Origin of the sequence: uncultured Oscillibacter sp. (genome assembly GCF_910587525.1) — a bacterium.
Lineage (GTDB): Bacteria > Bacillota > Clostridia > Oscillospirales > Oscillospiraceae > Oscillibacter.
In genome coordinates, this window is record NZ_CAJULS010000009.1 from 14337 (window position 1) to 36263 (window position 21927).

A 21927-nucleotide genomic window follows, 5' to 3' on the forward strand; every position below is an offset into this window, starting at 1 on the left:
ACTGCTCTATGAACCATTGTGAAAACACCCGGCCCTGCCCCTGCACTTACAGCTGTCCCCGGCACGGTAAATGCTGCGAATGTGTTGCCCACCACCGGGACCACGGCGAGGGCGTGCCCGGCTGCTTCTTCTCCCCGGAGGGGGAGGCCTCCTATGACCGAAGCGTCGAGGCCCTGGCCCGGGACCATGGGCTCATCCCCTGATACGGGCCGTATTCTAAGAAAAACACTCCGCCACCGGCGGAGCCCCAGAGCGATTTTATCCCCAAAGGAGGGACTTGCGTGACTAAGCAAAACCGGTCGGCTAATTTCAGCTTCGTATTTCTTGCGCTGATTATCGTAATCTGCTTCAGCTGGCTGTGGCAGGCGGAGACCCGCTCCGCCCAGTTGGACTATTTCCACGTGCGGCAGCTCTTCATCCAGGAGAAGGTGGAGAGCTTCACCATCGACAGCGGGTACAATCTGACCATGACCCTGCGGGAGGAGCGGGAGGATGGCGTCAAAACCCTTCGCTACCGCCTGTACGATTTCGATCTCTTCTACGACGACCTGAATGACCTGGTCGCGGCCCAGAGTGAAAAGGGCGTCATCACCTCCTATGACTACCCGCCGCCAAAGACCACCAACTGGCTGGAGCTGCTGCTGCCGGCGCTGCTGATCCTGGCGGCCGTGGGAGTGATGGGATACCTCTTCCTCTTCCGGGCCCAAGGCGGCGGCATGGGGCCCGACCGAATGGCCAAATTCGGCACTGCCCATACCCGGGCCCTCTCCGAGAAAGACAAAAAGGTCACCTTTGACGATGTGGCCGGGGCCGACGAGGAGAAGGAGGAGCTCCAGGAGGTGGTGGAGTTCCTGAAAGACCCCCAGCGCTTTCTCGACCTGGGGGCCCGCATCCCCAAGGGCGTGCTGCTGGTGGGTCCCCCGGGCACCGGCAAGACGCTGCTGGCCAAGGCCGTGGCCGGAGAGGCCGGCGTGGGCTTTCTCTCCATCTCCGGCTCCGACTTTGTGGAGCTGTACGTGGGCGTGGGCGCCAGCCGGGTCCGCGACCTCTTTGACCAGGCCAAGAAGACCTCCCCCGCCATTGTCTTCATCGACGAGATTGACGCCGTGGGCCGCCAGCGGGGCACCGGCGTGGGCGGCGGACACGACGAGCGGGAGCAGACGCTGAACCAGCTCCTGGTGGAGATGGACGGCTTTACCGCCAATGAGGGCGTTGTCGTCCTGGCGGCCACCAACCGGGCCGACGTGCTGGACCCCGCCCTGCTGCGCCCCGGCCGGTTTGACCGCCAGATCTACGTGGGCCTGCCGGACATCAAGGGCCGGGAGGACATTTTGAAAGTCCACGCCAAGGGCAAGCCCCTCTCCGAGGACGTGGACCTCAGAAAGCTGGCCCGGGGCACCGCCGGCTTCACCGGCGCGGATCTGGAGAACCTCATCAACGAGGCAGCCCTTCTGGCCGCCCGAAAGGACCAGCGCTTCATCGCCATGGATGATTTGAAGCAGGCGGAGATCAAAGTCATCGCCGGTCCCGAGAAGCGGAGCCGGGTCATTCCTCAGCACGAGCGGGAGCTGACCGCCTACCATGAGGCGGGCCACGCCGTGGTGATGCACGTTCTCCCGGACCACGACCCTGTGAGCCAGATCAGTATTGTCCCCCGGGGACAGGCCGGCGGTATGACGATCTCCCTGCCGGAAGAGGACCGTGCGTATCTCTCCAAGCGCTATATGGAGGACCAGATCGTAGCATTGCTGGGCGGCCGGGCGGCAGAGAAATTGTGCCTGGGAGACATCTCCACCGGCGCCAGCAACGACATCCAGCGGGCCAGCGCCATAGCCCGAAAAATGGTGGCCTCCTACGGCATGAGCGAGAAGATCGGCACCGTCTCCTTCGACTCCGGCCACGACGAGGTGTTTATCGGCCGCACCATGAGTCAGGGCCGCAGCTACTCTGAGGCCGTGGCCGCCCAGATCGACAGCGAGGTCCATGCCGTGATATCTGCCGCCTACAACCGCTGCGAAACCATCCTGCAAGAGCAGCGGGACAAACTGGAGGCTGTGGCCAAATATCTCCTGGAAAATGAAACTATGGAGCGGGAGGCATTTCTGGCCGTCTTTGATGCGGCGGAGTCCTCCGCGAAGTAAAAAGTGAATTCACTGCCGCCCGCGCGCACAGCGCGGGCGGCTCATTTTTGCAGCCGGTCTGCAAAACACTGCAAACGGCTGGCACATGGAAAAACACATTTTTCACCAACGGCCTTCATCAAAATCACGAAAATATATGTCCGTCATTGGCGGACACTCCCCCAGTGCGGTTTTGGCCTATTCCGCCCTTTGTCTTCTATGGAAAAACATATACCTCGCGTAATGCGGACATTTTGAGCGGCCAGCGGGAAATCGCCCTCCCTCTTTCTGTGTATTATTTACCTTGCAAAACAGCTGAAAACCGCATAAAATATCTTATAACCTTGGAATGGATATCCATTCCGTCAATTCGAGGAGGATGAAAAGAATGAAAAAGCTATTCGCTCTGCTGCTGACACTGGCCATGGTCCTGAGCCTGGCGGCCTGCGGCGGCAATTCCGGCAACAACGGCAGCCCTAATGATGCCGGCAGCGGCGGCTCCGGCACTGCCGGCGGCAAAGTGATCAAGATCGGCGTATTCGAGCCCGCTTCCGGCGACTCCGCCTCTGGCGGCAAGAAAGAAATGCTGGGCATGCAGTTTGCCAACTCCGAAACTCCCACCGTGGAGATTGGCGGCGAGACTTACAGTGTTGAACTGGTCCCCGCGGACAACGGCTCCTCCACCGACAAGGCGCCCTCCGCCGCCGCCCAGCTGGTCAGCCAGAATGTGGCCATCGTCCTGGGCTCTTACGGCTCCGGCGTTTCCATGGCCGCCAGCGACACGTTTAAGGAAGCAGGCATCGCCGCCATGGGCGTGACCTGCACCAACCCCAACGTCACCGCCGGCAACGACCACTACTTCCGCATCTGCTTCCTGGACAACTTCCAGGCCCAGGTGCTGGCCAACTTTGCCATGGACAAGTTCAGCGCCAAGACCGCCTACTGCCTGGGCGAAACCGGCAACGAGTATGACCAGGGCCTGATCGCCTTCTTTGAGCAGATCTTCACCGCCGCCGGCGGCAAAGTCATCAAGGACTCCTTCCCCACCAACAACTCCGACTTCAACTCCTACCTGAACAAGGCCAAGGCTGAGGGCGCGGACGTCATCTTCACCCCCGTGTCCATCGCCTATGCCACCCAGATCATCACCCAGGCCCAGTCCCTGGGCATCACCGCTCCCTTCCTGGGCTCCGACACCTTGGACGACAACATGGTTCTGGACGCCGCCAACGGCACCGACATCCAGCTGTATGTCTCCACCTTCTATCAGGAGGGCGGCGCCCCTGCCTTTGACGAGGGCATCAAGAGCTATATCAACTCCAACTCCTCCGCCAAGGACGCCAACGGCGGCAACGACACCATTGCGGCCGTGACCGCCATGGGCTACGACGCCTATTATGTGGCCCTTGAGGCCATGAAGGCCGCCGGTTCCGCCGACCCCGCCGCCATCAAGGCCGCCCTGTCCGGCGTGACCTACACCGGCGTGTCCGGCGACATCGCCTTTGACAGCACCGGAGACGCTGTCCGCGACACCGCCTATATCAAGCACTCCACCAATGCCGGCGCCTGGGAGCTGGAGACTGTCCAGAAGGCCAGCTGAGGCCCCAATAAACACCCATAATTTCCCCGGCGGAGCGCCTTTGCGCTCCGCCGGGGAAAACCGGATGGGGCTGCCTTGAAAGGGGCCGCGCCCGGCTCTTTTCAAGACAGCCCTTTCTCCCGAAAAAACGCGAAGGAGGACCCCGCTTTGGAATTTGCCATTTCCGTATTGATCTCCGGAATCTCCGTGGGCGGACAGTACGCGCTGATTGCCATCGGCTACACCATGGTCTACGGCATTCTGCGCCTCATTAACTTTGCCCACGGCGACGTGTTCATGGTGGCGGGTCTGCTGGGCATCTACCTCTCAGCCAGCCTGCCCCTCTACCTGTCTTTGCCCCTGGTGCTGGTGTTCACCGTGGCGCTGGGCTTCTGCATTGAGCGGGCGGCCTATAAACCCCTGCGTTCCGCCCCCCGAATGTCGGTGATGATCTCCGCCATCGGCGTCAGCTACCTCATCCAGAATACCGCCACCTACATCACCGGCGGCCAGCCCATGACCTACCCCGTCATCCCCTTCCTGTCCGACACGGTGAAGATCGCCGGCACCTCCACCAAGTGGGTGACCATCCTCACCCCCTTCCTAGTTCTGATCCTGGTGGTGGCGCTGACTCAGCTCATCAACCACACCAAGATCGGCATGGCCATGCGGGCTGTGGCCAAGGACTTCGAGGCCAGCCAGCTCATGGGCATCCGGATCAACTCCGTCATCTCCGTGACCTTTGTCATCGGCTCCGCCCTGGCAGCCGTGGGCTCCATGCTCTACTTCACTAACTTCCAGGCCATCACCCCCACCGCCGGCGCGCTGCCCGGCCTGCGGGCCTTTGTGGCAGCGGTGGTGGGCGGTATCGGCTCCATCCCCGGCGCGGTAGTAGGCGCGTTTATCATCGGCATCTGCGAAAACGTCATCAAAAGCACGGAGTTTACCGTGTTCTCCGACGCCGGCACCTTCGCGCTGCTCATTTTGATTCTGGTGGTCAAGCCCACCGGGCTGTTCGGTGAGAAAGTCACCGACAAAGTGTAAGGGAGGTGCGCTGTTATGGTACAACAAAAAACCAAAAAGGGCGCCGTTACCGCCTTCGCCGCGGCGGCGGTCTTTCTGGGCTTTATCATCCTGCTGGAAAACCTCAGCCTGCTGCTGCCCAGCGTTCCCAACGTACTGCTGCCCACGAGCCAGCTCTTCTCCGTGCTGAAAAAGGCCGCGGTATACTCTCTGGCGGCGGTGTCCATGAATCTGCTAAACGGCTTCACAGGCCTGTTCTCCCTGGGGCAGGCGGGCTTTATGCTGCTGGGGGCGTATACCTATGCAATTTTGTCCGTCCCTGTGGCTGACCGGGAGGCCGTCTATTACCTCTACGGCGGCTCGGCGGTAAACTTCTCCTTCCAGGACATGTTCGGCGCCCTCTTTGGCAGTGAGGGCGCCGGAGGAGCCCTCAGCATGACCCTGGGCGTGCTGGTGGCTTTAATTCTGGCCGGATGCGTGGCGGCGGTGTTCGCCTATCTCATCGGCCTGCCGGTACTGCGTCTGAAGAGCGACTATCTGGCCATCGCCACTCTGGGCTTTGCGGAGATCATCAAAGCCGTGTTCCAGTGGCAGGCCCTTGGCCCCGTCACCAACGGCGCCAATATGATTAAGAGCTTTCCTACCTTCTCCAGTTTCAACGTCACCGGCGAGGGCGGCAAGGTAGTCTTGCGTCTTTCCACCTTCTTCCCCTTTCTGATCTCCATGATCTGCATCACCATGATCTGCCTGCTCATCAATTCCACCTACGGCCGTGCCTTCAAGGCCATCCGGGAGGATGAGACCGCCGCCGAGGCCATGGGCATCAACCTGGCCAAGCACAAGATGCTCTCCTTCTGCACCTCCGCCTTCTTCGCCGGAATCAGCGGGGCCCTGTTCGCCATGTTCGTCACCAATGCCCAGGCCAGGGTCTTCACCACCACCATGACCTATGAGATTCTGCTCATTGTGGTCATCGGCGGCATCGGCTCCATCTCCGGCAGCATCATCGCCACATTCCTGTATGTGGCCTGCTCCGAGTGGTGGCTACGCTTTCTGGACAACGAGGTGGTCCTCTCCAGCGGCATGAAGCTCCCCTTCCTGCGCTCCGGCTTCCGGATGGTGGTGTTCTCCGTCGTCGTCATGATCGTGGTGCTGTTCTTCCGGAAGGGCATCATGGGAGACCGCGAGCTGCCAGACCTCTTCAAAAAGCGTGCCGGGAAGGAGGCTGCCGGAAAATGAGCAACATTCTGAAAGTGGAAAACGCCACCATGCAGTTCGGCGGCGTGGTGGCCGTGGACAATTTGAATCTGGAGGTCAACGAGGGCGAGATCGTGGCTCTCATCGGCCCCAACGGCGCCGGAAAAACCACTGCCTTCAACGTGGTCACCGGCGTATACCAGCCCACCAACGGCTGCGTGTGGTTTCAAGAGAAGAAGATCATCGAAAACCATCCTCAGGGCAGGATGAACCAGCAGTACAAGGGCCAGCACGCGGGGGAGTACACCCAGATTCTGGCTCCCACCCCCGACACCATTACCACGCTGGGCATGGCCCGGACCTTCCAGAACATCCGCCTTTGGAAATCCCAGAGCGTATTTGAAAACGTGCTGATTGCAAAGCACTGCCGGGCACACAGCAATTTCCTCTCCGCCGCCTTCCGCATGAACCGCAAAGAGGAGGCGCAGCAGCGGGAGCATGTTGCCCAGCTGCTGGAGACGGTCGGCCTCTCCGACGTAAAAGACGAGCTGGCCACTTCCCTGCCCTACGGCAAGCAGCGGCGGCTGGAGATCGCCCGGGCCCTGGCCACAGAGCCAAAGCTCCTGCTGCTGGATGAGCCGGCGGCGGGCATGAACCCACAGGAGACTAATGAGCTGACTGCCTTTATCAGCGAGATCCGCTCCAAGCTGGGGCTGACTGTGTTTTTGATCGAGCACCACATGGACCTTGTCATGGACATCTCCGACCGCATCTACGTGCTGGACTTCGGCAAGCTGATTGCCGAGGGCACGCCGGCGGAGATCCAGAACAATCAGCGCGTCATCGACGCATACCTGGGGGTGGCGGAGGATGCTTAAAATTGAAAATCTCCACGTGGCCTACGGCGGCATCCAGGCCCTGCGGGGTATCTCCCTGGAGGTGCCTGACGGCAAGATTGTCACTCTGATCGGCGCCAACGGCGCCGGCAAGTCCACCACCCTGCGTACCGTCACCGGCCTTGTAAAGGCCGCCTCCGGCTCCATCCAGTGGAACGGCGGGGAGCTTCTGGGCAAGTCCATTGACCGGATTATCAGCGAGGGTATCGCCATGAGTCCCGAGGGACGGCGGGTATTCCCCAACCTGACGGTGCTGGAGAACCTGAAGCTGGGGGCCTATCTCCGCAGGGACAAGGCGGAGATCGCAAAGGATCTCCAGTGGGTCTATGCGCTCTTCCCCCGGCTGAAAGAGCGGGACTGGCAGCTGGCGGGCACCCTCTCCGGCGGCGAACAGCAGATGCTGGCCGTAGGCCGGGCGCTGATGAGCCGCCCGAAGCTCCTTTTGATGGATGAGCCCTCCCTGGGTCTGGCCCCTCTGGTGGTACAGGACATCTTCTCCATCATCCGGGAGATCAACAAGCAGGGCGTGACCATTCTGCTCATTGAACAAAACGCCAACATGGCGCTGAAGATCGCGGACCTTGCGTATGTGCTGGAGACCGGCAATATCACCATGTCCGGCACCGGCGCGGAACTGCTGGCCAACGATAAGGTGAAAGAGGCTTATCTCGGAAAGCACAAGAGCTGAGGCCAAAGGCGGGAAGGAGCAAACGCTCCTTCCCGCCTTTTTGATCTTTTCAATGCGATGCTATTTTATGCCAGCATATCCAATCCCGCCTCCGGGGCCGGAACCGCCGGCTCCTCCGCAACCGTCACCGCCTGGGCGGCGGCGTACTGGTGGACGGCGGCGGCCGTGGAGACCCCCGACGTGGCGGCGGTAAGCTCCTGCAATTGGGTCCGCAGCTCCAGTCTGGCGGCAGACAGCTGCTCCTGTGTTCGATTATCCATCTCAGCCTCCCGGATATAGCCAGATTCCCGGACGCTCCGCAGGGCCCGGGTGCGGGAGAGCTCCTGCCGGAGCCGGGCGGCCTTCTGGCGGTGCTTCTCCTCCAGGGCCTTCTTTCGCCGGACTTCTGTCAATTTCTCCCGCTGTATGTCCTTCTGCTTCTTTCCCGCCCGGTTGACGGCCTTCTGCAATTGCCGGATGGCCGCCTGGATGCGCTCCTTGTTGTCCGGGTCGCTCCGCAGGGCGGACTGCAGCTGGACGATCTTCCGCCGGGCAAAGCCGGAGGCGGCAGTGACCTCGCCGGATGTCCTGGCCCGGGCCAACTTGGCGTAGGCCATCATGGGGGCGTCGCCATAGCGGGTGTTCTTGGGCAGGGCAAACTGGTCCCGCCGGGCCTCTGCCTTTTCCCTGGCGTCCCGCATCATCTCATAGATGCTCCTAGTCTCCTGCTGAGCGGAGAAGGCGGCATAGTCCTGCCGCTGCGGCGCAGCTGCGCCAGTGACGCTGCCGGTATCCATGGACGCCCCTCCCTCCTGCTTATATGGTTTATATCGGCAGGGCGCGGGCAAAAGGAAATAGCCCGGTGGGAATTTTATGCAGTTTTCCGTTTTTTTGTGAAATCCGCCAACTGTGACCCCGTTTATCTGGCCACAAATACCATGACGCTCCTGGGCCGGACAGTGACCTTGTCCTCCGATGCCCGGCAGGGCGGCTGGTCCTCCTCCCAGGTGTCCGCCGCCAGTTCCCAGTACATGGAGGAGGGCAGGCGGGGCAGGGTCACCTCCAGCTCCTCCCACCAGGCGTTGGACGCCACATAAATGATCTGGGGCCCGGTCCCCCGCTCCGCTCCGGCGAACATCACGCCCACATACCGCTCGTGGGGCTCAAAGAGCCCGTCGTGCCAGGGCTCCACCCCGTGGAAGCTGACGTCCGGGAAGCCGCAGGCGCCATTGCTGAGATTGGTCCGAAGCACCCGGTGGTCCTTGCGGAAGCGGATCATATATTGGAAAAACCGAAACATATCCCGGTTCTGCTCCAGCCGGGACCAGTCCAGCCAGGAGACGATGTTGTCTTGGCAGTAGGCGTTGTTGTTGCCGAATTGGGTGTTGCAGAACTCGTCTCCCGCCAGGAACATGGGAATCCCCCGGCTGCACATCAGCAGGGCGAAGGCGCTGCGCATCATCCGCCGCCGCAGGGCGTTCACCGCCGGGTCCTCCGTCTCTCCCTCTGCGCCGCAGTTCCAGCTGTTGTTGTCATTGGCGCCGTCGGTGCCGCCCCAGCCGTTTTTCCCGTTGTGCTTTTCGTTATAGGCGTACAGGTCATAGAGGGTAAAGCCGTCGTGACAGGTGAGGAAGTTGATGGAGGCGTCCTTCCGCCCCGTGCGGCCGTAGATGTCCTGGGAACCTGTGAGGCGCAGGGCCGCCGCCTGGGCAAGCCCTTCGTCCCCCTTGAGATAGCGTCGCATGTCGTCCCGGTACCGGCCGTTCCACTCCGCCCAGCGATTCCAGGCGGGAAAACTGCCCACCTGATAGAGTCCTCCGGCATCCCAGGCCTCGGCAATGAGCTTCACATCCCCCAGGATGGGGTCGAAGGCCAGGGCCTGGAGCAGGGGCGGGTCCCCCATGGGAGCGCCGGCCTCGTCCCGGCTGAGGATGGAGGCCAGGTCAAAGCGGAAACCGTCCACGTGGTAGGTGGTGACCCAGTACCGCAGGCAGTCCAGAATCATCTGCCGCACAATGGGGTGGTTGCAGTTGACGGTGTTGCCGCAGCCGCTGAAATTATAGTACTTCCCGTCCGGCGTCAGCAGATAGTAGATGTTGTTGTCAAAGCCTTTGAAGGAGAAGAACGGTCCCTGCTCGTTGCCCTCCGCCGTGTGGTTGAACACCACGTCCAGATACACCTCAATGCCGTGCTGCTGGAAGGTCTTGATGAGCTTTTTCAGCTCGTTGCCCTCCCGGTTGTACTCCGTTCCGGCAGCATAGCTGGTATTAGGTGCGAAGAAACTGACGGTGTTGTACCCCCAGTAGTTGTAGAGCTCCTGCCCGTCCACCACCCGGTAATCCTGCATCTCGTCGAACTCGAAAATAGGCATCAGCTCCACGGCGTTGACCCCCAGCTCCAGCAGATAGGGGAGTTTCTCCAGAAGCCCCGCAAAGGTGCCGGGGTTCTGCACGCCGGAGGAGCCGTCTTTTGTAAAGCCGCGGACATGGAGCTCATAGATGATGAGATCCTCCATGGGGATCAGGGGCGGCCGGGCATCCTTCCAGTCAAAGTCGTCCTTCACCACTCGGGCCCGGTAGTGCTGGCCGTGGGGGGCGGACTTTCCCCACTGGCTCTGCCCCGTCACCGCCTTGGCATAGGGGTCCAGCAGGTAGCGGGTCCGGTCAAAGATCAGCCCTTTCTCCGGCTCATAGGGGCCGTCCACCCGGTAGGCATACTCAAACTCCTCAATGTTCAGCTTGAACACGATCATGGAGTACACATTGCCAATGCGGTAGCTCCGGGGAAAGGGCAGCACCGCGAAGGGCTCTGCCTCCCCCCGGTGAAACAGCAGCAGCTCAATGGCACTGGCATTGTGGGAGTGCACCGTGAAGTTCACGCCGCCGGGAATGGCAGTGGCCCCGTTGATCTCATAAAATCCGGGACGGACCTCAAACCCGTCGATCACATCCATGGGAACCAGATGGATGGCTCTGGGCATTACCATCCGGTCCTCCGCCCTCGTCTTTTCTTCGTTCATCACTGTCTCCTCCATCCTTTCAGCCTGCCTTACAGGCCCTGGATTATATCCCTGACAATCCGGCCAGTCATGCCCCAGATCACATGTCCCTCATACTGCCACGAGGGCACCTCCACCGCTCCATGGCTCCAGGCGTAGTCCCGGGGAATCCCCGCCGCCTCATAGGGAAAGTCCTCCGGCAGGCTGGGCGTCAGCTCGTAGCGGGCGGTCACCGGCTCCGTGCGGCTGAAAAATGCCAGGGGGACTGTGAAAACCTCCGCCACCTCCGCCGGAGAGGGCTGCATTTGAGCAAATCCCGCCGGCGACACCACTCCCACCACGGGCCGCAGCAAAAATCCCCTCTGACTGCAGATGAAATCCGAGGGCCCCAGCAGCTCCACCTCCCCCCGGGGGATGGAGAGCTCCTCCTCTGTCTCCCGCAGGGCGCAGTCCTCCGGCGTCTCGCCCGGCTCCATCCGCCCACCGGGGAAGCACACCTCGCCCCCCTGGCGCAGTCCTGCCGCCCGCACCTCAAAGAGCAGTCTCGGCCCGTCCGGCAACGGCAGCAGGGGCGCCAACACGGCGTAACTCCGCTCCGCGCCCAAAAGCCCCGGTATATGGCCGCTGTACCGGCGGCGCAGGGCGTCCAACTCCCCCGTCACAACAGCATCTCCAACGCCTGGCAGCGGTTTTCGATGTCCACCGCCGGAAGACTCGGCGCGTACTCCCCGTCCAGAGACCAGGGTAGCTCCTCCTCCGTCTCCAAATGGATGGCGGAGACGTGGCGGAACACCAATCCCTCGCTGTCATACTCCTGGTTCAGCAGCGCTACCACCAAGTTCTGGAGGTCGGCAGGGGTACGGGGATTGGGGATCAGCAGCAGCTCAAATTTTCCGTCGTCCAGCACCACCCGCTCCGCATCCAGCTTCATCAGCCCGCCGATGGAGGTGGAATTGCACACGGCGCCGAAGAGGTATTCCCCGTCCAGCGCCTCGCCGTCGGCGGTGAGCTTTACCCGGTAGGGCCGCAGGCTGTTCAGGTCCTTCATGCCCTCCAGAATATAGGCAAAGTGGCCCAGGGCGTTTTTGGCGGCCTGGGTGGCGGTATAGGAACTGCGGGTAAAGGCCCCGAAGGATGCCACATATACAAAGTACCGGCCATTCCACCGGCCCACGTCCAGCCGGCGGGGCACACCGGACACCATGCCCGCCGCCGCCTCCGCCGGTTTGCCGGACAGATGCAGGCTGGAGGCAAAGTCGTTGGTGCTGCCCCGGGGCAGATAGCCCAGCAGGGGCGGATGCTCCAGCGTCATCAGGCCGCTGACCACCTCATTCAGTGTCCCGTCGCCGCCCACCGCCGCCACCATATCATAGTCCCCGGCAGACGCCGCCGCAGACGCCGCATCGCCGGGCTGGGCGGTGGTGTTGTGAATGGAGAGGAGATATCCCGCCTGGGAAAAAATTGCCGCCGCGTCGAACAGCGGCCCCCTGGACTTATTTCGCCCCGCTCGGGGATTGACGATCATCAGCAGTTTCTTGGGTTCCATGCTTCTCACAACGCCTCCTGACGCAGCCGCGTTCATGTGTTACCGTTCGCAAAGTAAAAAATATCAAATTGCTGTTTTCCAACCGTGCGCAAACCGCATATTCGCCGGACTATGAGTCCAAACAAACCGGCCGTCCTGCGGCCGCAGCGGTCTTCGCTGCCGAAACGTATTTTTAGCGCTTTCCAAGTTTGTTGACTGTAAAATTCTACAAAAGCAGTATACCACGGGAAAATCAGGATTGCAATTCCCCTGTCCGCCGTGTAAAATGAGAATATTGGAAATCTGGGAAGGATGGTGGCGAATGAACCAAAAAAGCGAGCATGTGAAGAGCGGCGTCACGGTGTTTTTGACCGTGGGGGCTATCCTGCTCTTTTATGACACCCTGTTTGGCCGCCACTGGCTGCTGAACGTCTGGCGGCAGCTGCTGACTGCCGTCCGGCCCATCCTCTACGGCGCCTTCATGGCCTATCTGCTGGCGCCGGTGGTGAATTTCTTTGAGGCCCGCCTCTTTTCCGCCCAGGTACAGAGGGCCCGGGAGAAGGGCCGCTTCACCGCTCCCGCCGCCCGGGCGGCCAGCCTGCTGCTGACATGGCTGCTGGTGTGCCTCATGTTCTATATCCTGGCCTCGGTGCTGCTGCCGGAGCTCTACAAGAGCGTGCTCCAGCTGGTGAGCAACGTAGAGAACTACTACAACACCATCGCCGGCTGGGTGGAGACGCTGCTGGCCACCTACCCGGACGTGGAAGATCTGGTGGTGGGTCAGCTGAACATCTACTATCAGGACATCACCGGCTGGCTGAACGCCCACGACATTGCGGACTGGCTGCAAAAGGCCCTCTCCCAGGCCCAGACCGTGATGAGCCTGGCCGCCGGCAGCGTAGTGGGCCTGGTGAATTTTTTGAAAAATCTGCTGGTGGGCGTCATCGTCTCCATCTATCTGCTCTCCGCCAAGGAGTACTGCGCCGCCTTCGCCCGGAGAACGGCCTGCGGCCTGTTCTCCCGGAAAAACGCCGGTTGGGTGCTGCGGGGCGTTCACCGGGTAGACGTCATCTTCTCCGGCTTCGTCCGGGGCAAGCTGCTGGACTCCCTGATCATTGGTATTCTGTGCTTTATCAGCTGTTCCATCCTGAAATTTCCCTATACGCCCTTGGTATCCGTCATCGTGGGCATTACCAATATCATTCCCTTCTTCGGCCCCTTCCTGGGGGCCGTACCCAGCGCCTTTTTGATCCTGCTGGTCTCCCCCATGAAGGCACTGTACTTTCTGCTCTTCATCCTGGTGCTCCAGCAGCTGGACGGCAACGTCATCGGCCCCAAGATCCTGGGGGACACCACGGGCCTTTCCAGCCTGTGGGTCATCATCGCCATCTTGGTGGGCGGCAGCTTTTTCGGCCTGCCGGGGATGTTCTTCGGCGTGCCGGTGTGCGCATGCCTGTACAGTCTCTTCACCTTCCTGGTGGACACACGCCTGAAAAAGAAACAGCTCCCCTTGGCGGTGGACGCCTACGCCGGCGGCGTCCCCGGCGCCTCCGTAGAGGCGGCGCCCCCTGGGCCTCCGGCCTCTGCTCCGGAGCCGCCGGAGGGTGAGGCCCGCTGATGCCCGAACCGCCTTCTGCGCCGGAAGTATTTCCGTTTTCCATAAAATGATTTGGCTTTCTCCCGCGAAAATCGTGGGAAAAGGGGTTGCAATCAGGCGGCCTATCGTGTAAAATACAGCCTTGCGGGGTCTCGTTAGAAAAATAACGACCCCGAAGGCTGTATTCTCTTGCGGCGCGTCCCCCTTGGAACGCCGCAGACTCAAGGCAGCGCTGACAACTGAATAGAGCCGATCATATCTGAGGGGCGGACAGTTTCCGCCCGACACTGACTCCTGCGGGAGCAGTGATGTAAAGGAGAAATCGATATGAGGAAGAAACTTCTCTCGCTCCTTCTTCTGGTCAGCCTCCTGAGCGCCGTACTCTGCGGATGCAAAGACGGCAGCGCAGAGCAGCGGACAGCGGACGGACAGGAACCCGCCATCGGCTCTACCGGCGAAACGCCCCCGGCCAACGAGATTACCGTGGGCATTGCCCAGGACCTGGACGACAGTCTTGACCCCCACAAAGCGGTGGCGGCAGGAACCAAGGAAGTCATGTTCAACGTATTTGAGGGCCTGATGAAGCCCACACCTGACGGAGATCTGATCCCCGCGGTCGCCGACCACTACGAGCTTTCCGAGGACAAGACCACGTACACCTTTACCCTGCGGCAGGGCGTACAGTTCCACAACGGCGAGCCGGTAGAGACCCGGGATGTGGTATATTCCATCCAACGCTGCGCCGACGACTCGGAGGGAGAACCTCTGGTCCCGGCGCTTTCTGCTGTCCAGAATATCACGGCGGATGACACCACCGTGACCATCACCCTGGACCAGCCCAACACCGAATTTTTGTCTTACCTGACTTTGGCCATCCTGCCGGAGGACTATGACCAGCAGGACACCGCCCCCGTGGGCACCGGCCCTTTCAAATTTGTCTCCCGGGCCGCCCAGGACAACATCGTCCTGGAACGGTTTAACAGCTACTGGGGCACCCCGGCGTATCTGGAGCGGGTAACCTTCAAAATCATGGAAAACACGGACAGCATCATCATCAGCCTCCAGAGCGGGGCTGTGGATCTGTGCGCCCACCTCAGCACCACCACCGCCGCCCAGCTGGAGAACGACTTCAATATTGAAGAGGGGACCATGAACCTGGTGCAGGCCCTGTACCTCAACAACGCCGAGAAGCCCTTTGACGACATCCGGGTCCGCCAGGCCCTGTGCTATGCCGTCGACAAGCAGGGGATTATTGACATCGCCTTCGCAGGGTACGGCCACCCCATCGGCTCCAGCATGTACCCCGCCTTCGGCAAATATTTCGATGAAAGCCTCACAAACCGCTATACTCCGGATCTGGAGAAGGCCAAACAGCTGCTCTCAGACGCCGGGTATCCCGACGGCTTCTCCATGACCATCACCGTGCCCTCCAACTACCAGCCCCACATTGACACCGCCCAGGTGATCGTGGGCCAGCTGGCCCAGATCGGCGTCACCGCTGAGATCCAGCTGGTGGAGTGGGGCACATGGCTCTCCGACGTGTACGCCGGGCGGCAGTTCCAGTCCACCGTGGTGGGCGTGGACGCCTCCAACATGACCGCCCGGGCCCTGCTGGAGCGGTTCAGCTCTACCGCAGGTAATAATTTTATCAATTATAACAATGCGGAGTATGACGCGCTGTTTGCCAAGGCTCTCGCCTCCTTTGACGATGCCGGACAGACCGCTGTCTACAAACAGATGCTGGAAAGCCTGACGGAGAACGCCGCCAACGTCTACATCCAGGACCTGGCGGACCTGGTGGCCGTCCGCAAGGGGCTCACCGGCCTGCAGTTCTATCCCATCTACGTGCTGGACCTCTCCACGGTCCGCTACGAGTGATCCTATGAATCTCCGGCCATCCACAGGCCGGTTGTCCCGAAGGGAGGCGAGGCCATGAAGTACGCTGCAAAAAAAATCGCGGCCATGCTTTTCACCATGGTCATCGTCTCCCTTCTGGCGTTTACGGCCTTTTCCCTGATCTCCGGTGACGCGGCGGAGATCATGCTTGGCACCCAGGTAACACCGGAGCGTCTGGCGGCGCTGCGGGCGGAGCTGGGGCTGGACCGGCCTCTGCCGGTGCGCTACGTCTCCTGGCTCCTGGGCTTTTTCACCGGAGACCTGGGCGTCTCCATCAAGTACAATCAGCCCGTGTGGGACCTGATCGCCCCCAAGGCGCTGGTGACGCTGTGCCTGAGCATTTTGTGCTTTTTGCTGATTACCACCGTCTCTATTCCCCTGGGACTCCGCTCCGCCGCCAGATCCGGCGGGCCGCTGGACGGTCTTGGCACTGTCGTCAATCAGCTGTGCATGGCGGTGCCCTCCTTCTTCACCGGCATCCTGCTGTCCTGGGGCTTCGGCATTGCGCTGAAATGGTTCATGCCAGGCAGCTTTCCGGATCTGGGATCGGATTTCTTTGGCGCGGTGAAGTACCTCTTTTTCGCCGCTGCCGCCATCGCCGTCCCCCGTGTGGCCATAACCGTGCGGATGCTCCGGGGCGCCATCCTCACCGAGATGCGGAAGGACTACGTCCGCACCGCCATCTCCCGGGGGGCTACACGGCGGCAGGTGCTGTACCGCCACGTGCTGAAAAATTCCCTGGCTCCGGTGGTCACTCTCCTGGCCCAGACCATGGCGGAGATTGTGGCCGCCGGCATTGTGGTGGAGCAGGTGTTCGTTATCCCCGGCCTGGGCCGGATGCTGGTAGCCTCCATCTCCAACCGGGACTACCCGGTGGTCCAGGCCATTGTGGTGATTCTGGCCTTCTGGGTGGTGCTGGCGGGTACGGCGGCGGACATTATCAATCAACGCATTGACCCGCGGCTGCGGCTGGGAGGTGACACATGAGACGGCGAAACAGTTATCTCACCGCCGGACTGATTCTGGCAGGACTGACGGCGGCGCTGATTCTTCTGAGCTTTTTCTGGACACCCTGCGACCCCAACGCCATGAGTGCGGACCGCTCCGGCCCCAGCCTGGCCCATCTCATGGGCACGGACAACTTCGGCCGGGACATCCTCAGCCGGGTGATGAAGGGCGCCGGAGCCACCGCCTCCATCGCCCTGGCCACCGTGGCCATCGGCGCCGTGTGCGGCACGGCCATCGGGGCGCTCACCGGGTACTTCGGCGGCATTTTGGACGAGGTCTTGATGCGGGTTAACGACGCCCTGACCGCCTTTCCCAGCGTACTTTTGGCCCTGGTAGTCATCAGCGTCCTGGGGCCCGGGAAAAAGATCAACGTCATTCTGGCTCTGGGACTGGTGTTCATCCCCAGCTTCGCCCGGCTGACCCGGACGGCCTTCGCCGCTTTCCGGGACGCAAACTATGTGAAGTGCGCCCGCCTTATGGGCGCGGGCAGCGGGCGGATTCTGCTGGTACACATTCTGCCCAACGTCATGCACGTGCTGCTGCCGGCTCTGACCATCGGTTTCAACAACGCCGTGCTGGCGGAGGCCTCTATGAGCTACCTGGGCATCGGCGTCACGCCGCCGGACGCCTCTCTTGGCTATATGCTGTCGGAGGCCCAGGGGATGTTCGGCATCGCCCCCTGGTACGCCGTCGGCACGGGTCTGGTCATCATTCTGATGGTATTCAGCCTTGGGCTCATCGGCGAGGGCCTGCAGCGCCGGAACGGGGAGGCGGACTGATGCTGGAAATCAAAGACCTGCATGTTAAATTTCACAACCGGGACCGGGAGGCCGTGGCAGGCGTATCCCTCTCTATCCGGGACGGCGAGATTGTGGGACTGGTGGGGGAGTCCGGCTCCGGCAAGTCCGTCACCGCCATGAGCGTGGCGGGGCTGCTGCCCCGAAGCCGGTGCAATTACTCCGGCGGGATTCTGCTGGACGGCCGGGAGCTGCTCCACATCCCCCGCCCGGAGCTGCGGAAGATTCAGGGCCGGGAGATCGGCGTGGTATTTCAGGAGCCCATGAGCGCCATGGACCCCCTGATGAAGATCGGCCCCCAGGTGGAGGAGGTCCTCTCCATCCACGAAAACCTCCCCAAGCAGGAGCGAAAGCGCCTGGCCCTGGAGGCCCTGGCGGCGGTGGAGCTGCCCCAGCCGGAGGAGGTCTACGAGAAGTACCCCCACCAGCTCTCCGGCGGAATGCTCCAGCGGGCCATGATCGCCGCAGCCATCGTCATCCGGCCAAAGCTGCTGCTGCTGGACGAGCCCACCACCGCCCTGGACGTAACCATCCAGGCCCAGATCCTGGAGCTTTTGAAAAAGCTGAACAGGGAAAGCGGCATCTCCATGCTGTTCATCTCCCACAACCTGAACGTGGTGCGCAAACTCTGCGGCCGGGTGGCAGTGATGCAGCGGGGCACTCTGGTTGAGGAGGGGGAGACGGACACGGTATTCCACCACCCCCGGCACCCCTACACCCAGCGGCTCATTGCCGCCATCCCCACCCGGGAGAGAAGGGAGGCATCCCCATGAGCGAGGAAATCGTTCTGTCCCTCCAGCACGTCACCAGCGGTTACCGGGAGTGCGGTCCCCTGCGGCGGGGAACATACCAGGAGGTGCTCCGCGACGTGACCTTTGACGTGCGCCATGGCGAGATCCTGGGCCTTGTGGGCGAGTCCGGCACAGGAAAATCCACTCTGGCCCGGACCATTCTGGGGATGGTCAAGCCAGACCAGGGCAAGGTGGTCCACTACACCAAGCGGCCCCAGATGATCTTTCAGGACCCGTACAGCTCCCTGAATCCCGCCTATCCCGTGTCCTGGATTCTGGAAGAGCCCCTGCGCATTTTCGGCAAGTACGGTCCCGAGGAGCGGAAGAGACGGGTGCGGGAGATGCTGGAGCGGGTGGAACTGCCGGAGGAGTGTCTGACGGCAAAGCCAGGGGAGCTCTCCGGCGGGCAGCGGCAGCGGGTATCCATTGCCGCCGCCTTGATCCAACGGCCCCGGTTCCTCATCGCCGACGAGCCGGTTTCCGCTCTGGACGTGACCATTCAGGCCCAGATTCTGGGGCTGCTGAAGAATCTGCGGGACGAATTGGATCTGAGCTACCTGTTTATCTCCCATGATTTGAACGTGGTCTATCAGCTCTGTGACCGGGTGCTGGTGATGAAGCAGGGCCGGATTGTGGAACAGGGGAGTGTGGCGGAGATTTTCGACCATCCCCGGGAGGCCTACACACGGCAGCTCCTGGCCGCCGCAGAATAATTTTTTTCCTGAAAAAAGCCAGTAATTATGAAGAATATCAAGAAATTTTTCCTCCAATACAGAAAACTCCATATCTGGCTGTTCTCCGTCCTGGGCGTCCTGCTGGCTCTCCGGCTGTGCCGGGGGAACCGGGCCTGGATGAACGCCCTGGCGGAGCACGTCACCATCCCCCTGCGGCGGGAGCTGGGAGAGCTGTGCTACCGGGTGGACTTCTCCGTCATGGAGGTGATCTATGTCCTGGCCGTCCTGCTGGGTCTGGGCTACCTGGCCTGGAGCATCATGGCCGTTCTCCGGGCCAGGGGACGGCGGGGGCAGCGGGCTTACGGCGCGGTCCTCGGCGCCGTCTGCGCCTTTGTAACTGTCTACACCCTGTTCTTCTTTCTCTGGGGTCTCAGCTTCTGGACAGACAGCTTTCAGGACAAATCCGGCATCTATGCACAGCCCGTTGCTCCGGAGGACCTCAAATCCGTGACGGCGTACTTCGCGGAACAGACGGCTCTCTCGGCGGAGGCCGTTCCCCGGGATGAAAACGGCATATTCGCCGTGTCCTGGCAGGAGATCCTGGCGGACAGCCCGTATGTCTATGACGCGTTAGAGGAGGAGTTCCCCTTCCTGGCCTTCGAGGACAAGGGGGTGAAGCCCATGTTCTTCTCCCGCCTCATGAGCCGGATGGACTTTACCGGCTTCTACTGCGCCTACACCGGGGAGTCCAATGTGAACATCGACAGTCCCGCCTGCCTCCTGCCCTCCACGGCGGCCCACGAGCTGGCCCATCAGCGGGGCATCGCCTCGGAGCAGGAGTGCAACTTCCTGGCAGTGCTGGCCTCCACCACCAGCGGATACCCCGCGTATACCTACTCCGGCTGGCTGATGGGGTATATCTACCTGGGCAACGCCCTGTACTCCCTGGACCCGGACGCCTACCGGGCCATCCGGGAGACCCTGCCGGAGACGGTCCGGGCGGACCTCCAGTACAACAACGCCTACTGGGCCCAGTTCCGGGACTCCGCCGTCAAACAGGTCTCCACCAGGGTCTACGACAGTATGCTCAAGGCCTATGGCGATGAGCGGGGCATCCAGTCCTACGGCACCGTGGTGGATCTGCTGGTGGCTTACTATAAACGGTGAAATTCCCCGTAGCGGACGCCTGTCCGCTACGGGGAATTCTTTTACAGGGCAGCAGGCCTGTCACCGTTTGAGGTACTCGCTGGGGTCCACCGGCTCCCCGTCCTTGGTGACGGAGAAATGCAGGTGGGGGCCCTGGGCGGACTCCGCCGCCGCGGTGCGGCCCACCGCGCCGATGATCTGCCCGGCGGAGACCGTCTCCCCCGCCTCCACGTTGGGGCGGGCCTGGAGATTGGAATACGTGGTCTGATAGCCGCCGTCGTGGCTGATAACCACCGTGGTGCCCATCAGCGGGTCGTCGGTCACCGAGGATACGGTGCCGGAGCTGGCCGACAGCACCGTGGTGCCCTGGACGGCGGAGATGTCAATGCCGTCATGGGTGCGCCAGTCCGCCAACGTCTCATTGTACACCAGCTGGTCCACAGAGAAGACCGTGACCACCTCTCCATTCAGCGGCGATACGATCAGCCTGGGGGCCTCCACCACCACCGGGGTGTCGTCCACCGGGAGCTCCGGCATGGGAGGCGGGGCCTCCTGTTCCGGCGTCTCCGCCGCCTCATCTTCTGCCGGCGCGATGGTCTCCACCAGGGCGGGGAGCTCCGGTGCGGCGGGCTCCACGGCGGACGGGGCGATCAGGTCCGTCCTCTGAGGCACGCTCTCCTCCGCAGGCTTGTCCCGCCCCGCAAACAGGGCAAAGCTGCCCCCCACGCCCACAGCCAGGACGCACAGGGCCAAAACCGCGTAGAATCCGGCGCTGCCAAAAATCGACTTCAATCTGTCCATTGTTTGTCCCTCCCTTATAAGGTATGAAGAGAGTATGGACAGGTTTTCCAGAAGTTATACAGTTTCTTCTGACGCAATTCGTGGAGGAAAACCGCCGCTGCGGCGTTCCCTCATATTTGTATTGATTTTCCCGCTGAATCATGGTATAAAAAATTCGAGAAAACCCGAAATTTACAGATGGAGGATGGAATATGGAAAACAATGTGCGTCCCGCCGACATGCGGCGGATCAACACGCCGGAGCTGGCGGAGGCCTTTATCGCGGACCAGCTGGAAAAGATCCGGGCCCAAGTGGGGGATAAGAAAGTCCTGCTGGCCCTCAGCGGTGGCGTGGACTCCTCGGTGGTGGCCGCCCTGTTGATCAAGGCCATTGGCAAACAGCTGGTGTGCGTCCACGTGAACCACGGCCTCATGCGCAAAGGCGAGAGTGAGCAGGTCATCGAGGTGTTCAAAAACCAGCTGAACGCCAACCTGATCTATGTGGACGCCACGGACCGCTTCCTGGACCTGCTGTCCGGAGTGGACGAGCCGGAGCGCAAGCGGAAGATCATCGGCGGTGAGTTCATCAAGGTCTTTGACGAGGAGGCCCGCAAGCTGGAGGGTATCACCTTCCTGGCTCAGGGGACCATCTACCCCGATATCCTGGAGAGCGACGGCGTGAAGGCCCACCACAACGTAGGCGGCCTGCCGGAGGAGATGCAGTTCGAGCTGGTGGAGCCGGTAAAGCTCCTCTTCAAGGACGAGGTGCGTGTGGTGGGAAAGGCCCTGGGCCTGCCGGTGTCCATGGTGGAGCGCCAGCCCTTCCCCGGCCCGGGCCTGGGGGTGCGGTGCCTGGGGGCCATCACCCGGGACCGTCTGGCGGCCCTGCGGGAGTCCGACGCCATCCTGCGGGAGGAGTTCGCCAGGGCGGGCCTTGCGGATCAAGTCTGGCAGTTCTTCACCGTGGTGCCGGATTTCCGCTCCACCGGCGTACGGGACGGCAGGCGGGCCTTTGACTGGCCGGTGATCATCCGGGCCGTCAACACCGTGGATGCCATGACCGCCACGGTGCCCCAACTGCCCTGGACGGTGCTGGAAACCGTCACCAGCCGCGTCCTGGCAGAGGTGCCGGGGGTGTGCCGGGTGCTGTATGACCTGACGCCGAAGCCCATTGGGACCATCGAGTGGGAATAGGAGACAATCAGCCCCCGGCCCTTGATTTTCAAGGGCCGGG

Annotated in this window: 20 protein-coding genes; 15 read left to right on the top strand and 5 right to left on the bottom strand. The window is 61.8% G+C overall.

Annotated elements, in window-relative coordinates:
- Positions 1–8: 8 nt before the first annotated feature.
- The 7 genes from QZ326_RS02015 (at position 9) to QZ326_RS02045 (ending at position 7503) form a co-directional block, all read left to right on the top strand.
- Positions 9–203 (top strand): hypothetical protein, encoded by a 195-nt coding sequence (locus QZ326_RS02015; protein ID WP_295740688.1) that lies wholly within the window; start codon positions 9–11, stop codon positions 201–203.
- Positions 204–281: 78 nt separating this feature from the next.
- On the top strand, positions 282–2141 hold the full coding sequence (ftsH, locus tag QZ326_RS02020) for an ATP-dependent zinc metalloprotease FtsH (RefSeq protein WP_295740690.1): 1860 nt from the start codon (positions 282–284) through the stop codon (positions 2139–2141).
- A 367-nt stretch (positions 2142–2508) separates the two neighbouring features.
- The gene (locus tag QZ326_RS02025; protein ID WP_295740692.1) at positions 2509–3720 is read left to right on the top strand and encodes an ABC transporter substrate-binding protein; all 1212 of its coding nucleotides are present in this window, start codon (positions 2509–2511) and stop codon (positions 3718–3720) included.
- Between the two features lie 147 nt (positions 3721–3867).
- On the top strand, positions 3868–4743 hold the full coding sequence (locus tag QZ326_RS02030) for a branched-chain amino acid ABC transporter permease (RefSeq protein ID WP_295740694.1): 876 nt from the start codon (positions 3868–3870) through the stop codon (positions 4741–4743).
- Positions 4744–4758: 15 nt separating this feature from the next.
- Positions 4759–5961 carry a branched-chain amino acid ABC transporter permease gene (locus QZ326_RS02035; RefSeq protein WP_295740696.1) on the top strand — a complete coding sequence of 401 codons (1203 nt, stop codon included), beginning with the start codon at positions 4759–4761 and terminating at the stop codon, positions 5959–5961.
- Positions 5958–6797: an ABC transporter ATP-binding protein gene (locus QZ326_RS02040; protein ID WP_295740698.1), complete on the top strand. Its 840-nt coding sequence runs from the start codon at positions 5958–5960 to the stop codon at positions 6795–6797. Before QZ326_RS02035 ends, QZ326_RS02040 begins: the two co-directional genes overlap by 4 nt.
- Positions 6790–7503: an ABC transporter ATP-binding protein gene (locus tag QZ326_RS02045; RefSeq protein WP_295740700.1), complete on the top strand. Its 714-nt coding sequence runs from the start codon at positions 6790–6792 to the stop codon at positions 7501–7503. The genes QZ326_RS02040 and QZ326_RS02045 overlap by 8 nt, the downstream gene beginning before the upstream one ends.
- 65 nt (positions 7504–7568) lie before the next feature.
- Here QZ326_RS02045 and QZ326_RS02050 read toward each other — a convergent pair whose 3' ends face one another.
- The 4 genes from QZ326_RS02050 to QZ326_RS02065 form a co-directional block, all read right to left on the bottom strand.
- On the bottom strand, positions 7569–8279 hold the full coding sequence (locus QZ326_RS02050) for a hypothetical protein (RefSeq protein ID WP_295740702.1): 711 nt from the start codon (positions 8277–8279) through the stop codon (positions 7569–7571).
- A 122-nt stretch (positions 8280–8401) separates the two neighbouring features.
- Positions 8402–10501 carry a glycogen debranching protein GlgX gene (glgX, locus tag QZ326_RS02055; protein WP_295740704.1) on the bottom strand — a complete coding sequence of 700 codons (2100 nt, stop codon included), beginning with the start codon at positions 10499–10501 and terminating at the stop codon, positions 8402–8404.
- A 29-nt stretch (positions 10502–10530) separates the two neighbouring features.
- Complete coding sequence (locus QZ326_RS02060) at positions 10531–11142, bottom strand: CoA pyrophosphatase (RefSeq protein ID WP_295740706.1); 612 nt, start codon at positions 11140–11142, stop codon at positions 10531–10533.
- Positions 11139–12026 carry a diacylglycerol kinase family protein gene (locus QZ326_RS02065; RefSeq protein ID WP_295740708.1) on the bottom strand — a complete coding sequence of 296 codons (888 nt, stop codon included), beginning with the start codon at positions 12024–12026 and terminating at the stop codon, positions 11139–11141. Before QZ326_RS02065 ends, QZ326_RS02060 begins: the two co-directional genes overlap by 4 nt.
- Positions 12027–12327: 301 nt before the next feature.
- On the opposite strand from QZ326_RS02065, the gene QZ326_RS02070 reads away from it, so the two are divergent.
- The 7 genes from QZ326_RS02070 to QZ326_RS02100 all read left to right on the top strand — a co-directional run bounded on the left by QZ326_RS02070 (position 12328) and on the right by QZ326_RS02100 (position 19935).
- Positions 12328–13623: an AI-2E family transporter gene (locus QZ326_RS02070; RefSeq protein WP_295740710.1), complete on the top strand. Its 1296-nt coding sequence runs from the start codon at positions 12328–12330 to the stop codon at positions 13621–13623.
- A gap of 306 nt (positions 13624–13929) precedes the next feature.
- Positions 13930–15480 carry an ABC transporter substrate-binding protein gene (locus QZ326_RS02075; protein ID WP_295740711.1) on the top strand — a complete coding sequence of 517 codons (1551 nt, stop codon included), beginning with the start codon at positions 13930–13932 and terminating at the stop codon, positions 15478–15480.
- Between the two features lie 54 nt (positions 15481–15534).
- Positions 15535–16485: an ABC transporter permease gene (locus QZ326_RS02080; protein WP_295740713.1), complete on the top strand. Its 951-nt coding sequence runs from the start codon at positions 15535–15537 to the stop codon at positions 16483–16485.
- On the top strand, positions 16482–17285 hold the full coding sequence (locus QZ326_RS02085) for an ABC transporter permease (protein WP_295740716.1): 804 nt from the start codon (positions 16482–16484) through the stop codon (positions 17283–17285). The genes QZ326_RS02080 and QZ326_RS02085 overlap by 4 nt, the downstream gene beginning before the upstream one ends.
- Complete coding sequence (locus tag QZ326_RS02090) at positions 17285–18076, top strand: ABC transporter ATP-binding protein (RefSeq protein ID WP_295740717.1); 792 nt, start codon at positions 17285–17287, stop codon at positions 18074–18076. Before QZ326_RS02085 ends, QZ326_RS02090 begins: the two co-directional genes overlap by 1 nt.
- Complete coding sequence (locus tag QZ326_RS02095) at positions 18073–18807, top strand: ABC transporter ATP-binding protein (RefSeq protein ID WP_295740719.1); 735 nt, start codon at positions 18073–18075, stop codon at positions 18805–18807. Before QZ326_RS02090 ends, QZ326_RS02095 begins: the two co-directional genes overlap by 4 nt.
- Positions 18808–18834: 27 nt before the next feature.
- Entirely contained in the window at positions 18835–19935 is a 1101-nt protein-coding gene (locus tag QZ326_RS02100) for a DUF3810 domain-containing protein (protein WP_295740721.1), read from the top strand.
- Between the two features lie 60 nt (positions 19936–19995).
- Here QZ326_RS02100 and QZ326_RS02105 read toward each other — a convergent pair whose 3' ends face one another.
- Positions 19996–20715, bottom strand: a complete 720-nt coding sequence (locus QZ326_RS02105) for a peptidoglycan DD-metalloendopeptidase family protein (protein WP_295740723.1) — start codon at positions 20713–20715, stop codon at positions 19996–19998.
- A 218-nt stretch (positions 20716–20933) separates the two neighbouring features.
- Between QZ326_RS02105 and guaA the strand changes: the two genes are divergently transcribed.
- Complete coding sequence (gene guaA / locus QZ326_RS02110; RefSeq protein ID WP_365328060.1) at positions 20934–21887, top strand: glutamine-hydrolyzing GMP synthase; 954 nt, start codon at positions 20934–20936, stop codon at positions 21885–21887.
- Positions 21888–21927 lie beyond the last annotated feature (40 nt).

What these genes read in the sequence shown, in the direction of transcription:
- QZ326_RS02015 (WP_295740688.1), top strand. Translation starts at nt 9, where the DNA reads ATGAACCATTGTGAAAACACCCGGCCCTGCCCCTGCACTTACAGCTGT.
- QZ326_RS02025 (WP_295740692.1), top strand. Translation starts at nt 2,509, where the DNA reads ATGAAAAAGCTATTCGCTCTGCTGCTGACACTGGCCATGGTCCTGAGC.
- QZ326_RS02035 (WP_295740696.1), top strand. Translation starts at nt 4,759, where the DNA reads ATGGTACAACAAAAAACCAAAAAGGGCGCCGTTACCGCCTTCGCCGCG.
- QZ326_RS02040 (WP_295740698.1), top strand. Translation starts at nt 5,958, where the DNA reads ATGAGCAACATTCTGAAAGTGGAAAACGCCACCATGCAGTTCGGCGGC.
- QZ326_RS02045 (WP_295740700.1), top strand. Translation starts at nt 6,790, where the DNA reads ATGCTTAAAATTGAAAATCTCCACGTGGCCTACGGCGGCATCCAGGCC.
- QZ326_RS02050 (WP_295740702.1), bottom strand. Translation starts at nt 8,279, where the DNA reads ATGGATACCGGCAGCGTCACTGGCGCAGCTGCGCCGCAGCGGCAGGAC.
- glgX (WP_295740704.1), bottom strand. Translation starts at nt 10,501, where the DNA reads ATGAACGAAGAAAAGACGAGGGCGGAGGACCGGATGGTAATGCCCAGA.
- QZ326_RS02065 (WP_295740708.1), bottom strand. Translation starts at nt 12,026, where the DNA reads ATGGAACCCAAGAAACTGCTGATGATCGTCAATCCCCGAGCGGGGCGA.
- QZ326_RS02070 (WP_295740710.1), top strand. Translation starts at nt 12,328, where the DNA reads ATGAACCAAAAAAGCGAGCATGTGAAGAGCGGCGTCACGGTGTTTTTG.
- QZ326_RS02075 (WP_295740711.1), top strand. Translation starts at nt 13,930, where the DNA reads ATGAGGAAGAAACTTCTCTCGCTCCTTCTTCTGGTCAGCCTCCTGAGC.
- QZ326_RS02080 (WP_295740713.1), top strand. Translation starts at nt 15,535, where the DNA reads ATGAAGTACGCTGCAAAAAAAATCGCGGCCATGCTTTTCACCATGGTC.
- QZ326_RS02085 (WP_295740716.1), top strand. Translation starts at nt 16,482, where the DNA reads ATGAGACGGCGAAACAGTTATCTCACCGCCGGACTGATTCTGGCAGGA.
- QZ326_RS02090 (WP_295740717.1), top strand. Translation starts at nt 17,285, where the DNA reads ATGCTGGAAATCAAAGACCTGCATGTTAAATTTCACAACCGGGACCGG.
- QZ326_RS02095 (WP_295740719.1), top strand. Translation starts at nt 18,073, where the DNA reads ATGAGCGAGGAAATCGTTCTGTCCCTCCAGCACGTCACCAGCGGTTAC.
- QZ326_RS02100 (WP_295740721.1), top strand. Translation starts at nt 18,835, where the DNA reads ATGAAGAATATCAAGAAATTTTTCCTCCAATACAGAAAACTCCATATC.
- QZ326_RS02105 (WP_295740723.1), bottom strand. Translation starts at nt 20,715, where the DNA reads ATGGACAGATTGAAGTCGATTTTTGGCAGCGCCGGATTCTACGCGGTT.
- guaA (WP_365328060.1), top strand. Translation starts at nt 20,934, where the DNA reads ATGCGGCGGATCAACACGCCGGAGCTGGCGGAGGCCTTTATCGCGGAC.